General features: G+C 76.7%; 5 protein-coding genes. All 5 read left to right on the forward strand.

All coding sequences use genetic code 11. The annotated features are described in order from the left end of the window. On the forward strand, nucleotides 1-703 hold a 703-nt coding region (locus tag FOE67_RS16600), incomplete at its 5' end, for a DUF2617 family protein (protein ID WP_194444354.1). Nucleotides 704-731: 28 nt separating this feature from the next. Continuing rightward, nucleotides 732-1,778: an SRPBCC family protein gene (locus FOE67_RS16605; RefSeq protein WP_182665057.1), complete on the forward strand. Its 1,047-nt coding sequence runs from the start codon at nucleotides 732-734 to the stop codon at nucleotides 1,776-1,778. A gap of 170 nt (nucleotides 1,779-1,948) precedes the next feature. Further along, nucleotides 1,949-2,737: an aldose epimerase family protein gene (locus FOE67_RS16610; protein ID WP_182665063.1), complete on the forward strand. Its 789-nt coding sequence runs from the start codon at nucleotides 1,949-1,951 to the stop codon at nucleotides 2,735-2,737. 116 nt (nucleotides 2,738-2,853) lie between these two features. Next, entirely contained in the window at nucleotides 2,854-3,390 is a 537-nt protein-coding gene (gene pyrE, locus FOE67_RS16615; RefSeq protein ID WP_182665059.1) for an orotate phosphoribosyltransferase, read from the forward strand. A gap of 115 nt (nucleotides 3,391-3,505) precedes the next feature. Continuing rightward, nucleotides 3,506-4,528 carry a class II fructose-bisphosphate aldolase gene (gene fbaA, locus FOE67_RS16620; RefSeq protein WP_182665061.1) on the forward strand — a complete coding sequence of 341 codons (1,023 nt, stop codon included), beginning with the start codon at nucleotides 3,506-3,508 and terminating at the stop codon, nucleotides 4,526-4,528. Nucleotides 4,529-4,864: the final 336 nt, after the last annotated feature.

Genomic DNA, 4,864 nt, shown 5'->3' on the forward strand with positions numbered 1-4,864 from the left:
GGTGCTCAGACCGCTCGTCACCCCCTACGCCGACACCCGCTCCACCGACCTCACCTGGTCCTTGGACCGCCCACCCCTGCCGGCCCTCGCCTCCCGCCGCCTGTGCTGGGCGGACGGCGGCCCCCGACTCGAACTGCGCGTCCTGGGCGCTTCCCATCAGGTTCTGCTGCACCGTCCGCAGGGGGCGCTGATCGAGACCGTGGCGTGTGCGCCCGGCCCGGCCGTGCCCCTCCCGGCGGCGGTCGCCCGCCGCGTGGACGCCGTGGGCACCGAGGACGCCGTGGACGCCGTGGACGCCGCGGACTACGCCTTCTCCTCCCGGGTCGACCACCTCCCGCCCGCCGAACTCGCGGCGCGCACCGGGGAGGTGACCGCCCTGACCTCCGATCACCCGCACGCGTTGATCGGTGTCTTCCCCGGCCGCCCCCACGCCGTGACCGCCCTGATCGCCCATCGCCGGCCCGACGGCGTGGAGTGGGAGACCTGGCACACCTACCCGGCCGAGGGCACCGTGGTCTTCACCCGGGGTCGGGTGGTCACCGGGGCCCGGGCCACCACTGCGGGCACCCTGCCGATCCCCGCCGCCCGCCGCCCCCCGCGCGGGGTCGGCGCGAGGGAGGCCGAACCCGTCCCCACCGCTGCCGCCGAACCCCGTGGGGCCGTCGACGGGACCCGCCCGTCGGGCGACGGATCCGGGGAATGACCCCCTCCCGGTGGGTAGGCTCCGGCCCATGGAGCACGAGGTGCACATCCCGTATCCCGTCGCGGAGGTGCGGGCCGCGCTCGGGGACCCGGCCCGCGCACTGACCCTTGTCCCGGGGTTCCACCCCGATCCCGACTCCGAACCCGGCGCCCCCGGCGGGCGCCTGCGGGTGCGGGTCGGGGGCTCCACCATCACCTACCGGGGAACCCTGACCGCCGTGTCGCGCGGCGAGGGCTTCGCGGTCACCGCCGAGGGCGTCGAGGCGCGCGGGGGCGGCGGGGTCCGGCTGACCCTGGACGTGGTGCCCCGGCCGGACGCCGACGGCACCGGCACCACCCTCGTCCTCGGCGGAACCGTCGAGGCGAGGGGGCGACTCGCGGACGCCGAGCCCCGTCAGCGGGAGGCCGCCGCCCGCCGCCTGCTGGACCGCTTCGCCGAGGCACTGGCGGCCTCCCTGGGTTCCCCCGGCCCGGCCGGCGGACCGGAGGGCACGGCCGGCCGGGACTCCGGCGCCGGCGTCCCCCCGGCGGGGGAGGGCGGCGCGGGACCGGACGCCCCCGCCGGCGACGGACGCCCGTCCGACGCCGGAGCCGACACCGGAGCCGGCGCCGGGGAGGCCCCCGCCGAAGGGGAGGCGGCCGGTACCGGGGAGCCCGAAGGAGCCGGGGGGCCGGAGCGGGCCCCCGGCGGGTCCGACGCGCGGGAGACCGGGGAGGCCGGGACCGAGGGCGCCGGGACCGACGCCGACGCCGACGCCACCGACAACGCCGACACCACGGACGCCGACGAACCCGACGACGGGATCCGGCCGCCCGGCCCCGGGCCGGTGACCGGCCCCGATCTCGTGGCCGCCGGCCCGCTCGCCCCCGAGGCCGACCTCGCCCGGCGCACCATGATCGGCCGCAGCGCCGAGGAGGTGGACCACGCCCCCCCGCGCGGTCGGTACGCCCCCGAGCCGGGGCCCGGCGTCCTGGTCACCGGGCGCGGCGCGCTGCGCTGGGCCGCCCCCGCCGCCGCCCTGGCGGCGGCCGCTGGCGCGGTGCTGGTGGGCCGGGCCCTGCGGCGGCGTCGCTGACCCCGGGGCCCGCCCCCGCCGAGCCGGGCCCCGGCACGCGGAGACGGACGCGCAGACGTTCGAGACCCTTTCGTTATCCTTGGCGGGTGACGACATCCGACGCGCGTTCAGACTTCGCCGGGGCCCCGTCGGCGCCCGGCGCCGACGCCCCGACCCCACCGGACACCGCCGTGCGGCTCTCCGCCGGCGACGCCGAGGTGACGGTCCTGCCCGACGAGGGCGCCCGCCTGTCCTCGCTGCGCATCAAGGGGACCGAACTGCTGCGCCCCGGCGAGAAGTACGGTTCCTTCGTGATGGTGCCCTGGTGCGGTCGCACCCGGCACGGCGAGGTTCGGGACGGCGCCCGCACCCACCAGCTCCCGGTGGACGCCGGCCCGCACGCCATGCACGGCACCGTGCGCCGCCGTCGCTGGCACACCGCGGCCGCCGACGAGCACTCCGCCTCGATGGTCGTGGACCTCTCCGACCCCTGGCCGTGGCCCGGACGGGTGACCCAGACCGTGCGACTCGCCGAGGACGGGGGCTCGTTGAGCCTCTCCCTGGGCGTGGAGACCGCAGGGGACTCCTTCCCGGCCCAGGCCGGTTGGCACCCGTGGTTCCTGCGGCAACCGGTCCCGGACGGGCCCGAGGCGAGGATCGACTTCACCCCCGCCTGGCAGGAGGAGCGCGGCCCGGACCACATCCCCACCGGGAAGCGGATCGACCCGGTGCCCGGTCCCCGGGACGACTGCTTCGGGATGCCCGACGGCGTGGACGTCACCGTGGAGTGGCCCGGCCTGCTGCGTCTGCGGATCACCAGCCGCGCCGAGTGGGTGGTGGTCTACGACGAGGAGGAGGAAGCCGTCTGCGTCGAGCCCCAGACCGGCCCGCCCAACGGCCTGAACACCCACCCCCGCCTGGTGACACCCCTGGAGCCCCTGGAGGTCACCACCACCTGGAGCTGGGAGACCCTCGACTGAACCCGGCGCCCGCCGCGCCGCACCGGCCCCGTCGCCCCCTCCCGGGGCGGCGGGGCCGAGGCACGTCCCGCGCCCCCGCACCGGTGCGGGGCACGCCGTCGCATAGCCTGACCCCCATGAGCGAGCGCGACCAGCTGCTGCGGCAGATCCGGGACAAGGCCGTCGTCCACGGCCGGGTGACCCTCTCCTCCGGCCGGGAGGCCGACCACTACGTCGACCTGCGGCGGATCACCCTGGACGGCGTGGCCGCCCCCCTGGTCGGTCGGGTCATGCTCGACCTCACCGATCACCTGGAGTACGACGCCGTCGGCGGCCTCACCCTGGGCGCCGACCCCGTCGCCGCGGCCATGCTGCACGCCGCCGCCGCGCGCGGCCGGGAACTGGACGCCTTCGTGGTCCGCAAGGCCGGCAAGGCCCACGGTCTCCAGCGCCGGATCGAGGGCCCGGACGTCGCCGGCCGCCGCGTGCTGGCCGTCGAGGACACCTCCACCACCGGTGGCTCGGTGCTGACCGCCGTCGAGGCGCTGCGGGAGGCGGGCGCCGAGGTGGTCGCCGTCGCGGTGATCGTCGAGCGCGGCGGTGCGCCCGCCGTGGAGAAGGCCGGACTGCCCTACCTGGCCGCCTACGATCTCGCGGACGTCCTCCCGGGCTGACCGTCCCGCCGGGGTCTGGGAGGATGAGCCCGACGATGACGTCGACCCTCGCTCACCCCGGCCGCCCGTGCGGCACGGAGCCGACCCGCACACGCAGATTCCAAGGAGCGGACAGATGCCCATCGCAACCCCCGAGATCTACAACGAGATGCTCGACCGGGCGAAGGCCGGCAGGTTCGCCTACCCCGCCATCAACGTGACCTCGACGCAGACGCTGCATGCCGCGCTGCGCGGGTTCGCGGAGGCCGAGAGCGACGGCATCGTCCAGATCTCCACCGGTGGCGCCGAGTTCCTGGGCGGCCAGTACAACAAGGACATGGTCTCCGGGGCGGTCGCGCTCGCCGAGTTCGCGCACATCGTCGCCGAGAAGTACCCGGTCAACATCGCCCTGCACACCGACCACTGCCCCAAGGACAAGCTGGACGGGTACGTCCGCCCGCTGCTGGCCGTCTCCGAGCAGCGCGTCGCGGAGGGCGGGCTGCCGCTGTTCCAGTCCCACATGTGGGACGGCTCCGCCGAGACCCTCGCCGACAACCTGGAGATCGGCCGCGAGCTGCTGGCCCGCGCCGCCGCCGCCCGGATCGTGCTGGAGGTCGAGATCACCCCCACCGGCGGTGAGGAGGACGGCGTCTCGCACGAGATCAACGACGAGCTGTACACCACGGTGGACGACGCGCTGCGCACCGCCGAGGCGCTGGGCCTGGGTGAGCACGGCCGCTACCTGCTGGCCGCCTCCTTCGGCAACGTGCACGGCGTCTACAAGCCGGGCAACGTGGTGCTCCGTCCCGAGCTGCTGAAGGACCTCCAGGAGGGCGTCGCCGCCCGCTACGGCAAGCAGGAGCCCTTCGACTTCGTCTTCCACGGCGGCTCCGGCTCCACCCCCGAGGAGATCGCCACCGCGCTGGAGAACGGCGTGGTGAAGATGAACCTGGACACCGACACCCAGTACGCCTTCACCCGGCCGATCGTGGACCACATGTTCCGCAACTACGACGGCGTGCTGAAGGTGGACGGCGAGGTCGGCGAGAAGAAGACCTACGACCCGCGCAGCTGGGGCAAGCTGGCCGAGGCCGGCATGGCCGAGCGGGTCACCCGCGCCTGCGCCGACCTGCGCTCCACCGGCACCAAGCTGAAGTGACCCCCGGCGCGGCCGGCCCCCTGTCCCGGGGGCGGGACCGCCGCGCCGACACCGACACCGGTGCAGGGACCGACGGCCCGGACACCCCGTCCGGGCCGTCGGCGTGCGCGCTCCGGGGCGCGGGAGGGAGCGCGCCCCGGCCGGTCGCGCCGCCGCGCACGCCCGCCGGGGCGGTGGCGGCGGACGGCGCGGAGCCGGCGAGCGGGCCGGCCGGCCGTGCGAGCGCCCGGGCGACCGGGGGCCCACCGGCCGGGACCGGGCAACCGGGCCCCGTGCGGGGGCCGTCCGACGGGCGCCGGGGCACGGGCGCCGGCTCGCCCGGTGGCCGACCCCCCG

It is taken from the genome of Streptomyces calidiresistens, from assembly GCF_014141525.1.
GTDB lineage: Bacteria > Actinomycetota > Actinomycetes > Streptomycetales > Streptomycetaceae > Streptomyces > Streptomyces calidiresistens.

Coding starts and splice junctions, on each gene's coding strand:
- FOE67_RS16605 (WP_182665057.1), top strand. CDS start 732: ATGGAGCACGAGGTGCACATCCCGTATCCCGTCGCGGAGGTGCGGGCC.
- pyrE (WP_182665059.1), top strand. CDS start 2,854: ATGAGCGAGCGCGACCAGCTGCTGCGGCAGATCCGGGACAAGGCCGTC.
- fbaA (WP_182665061.1), top strand. CDS start 3,506: ATGCCCATCGCAACCCCCGAGATCTACAACGAGATGCTCGACCGGGCG.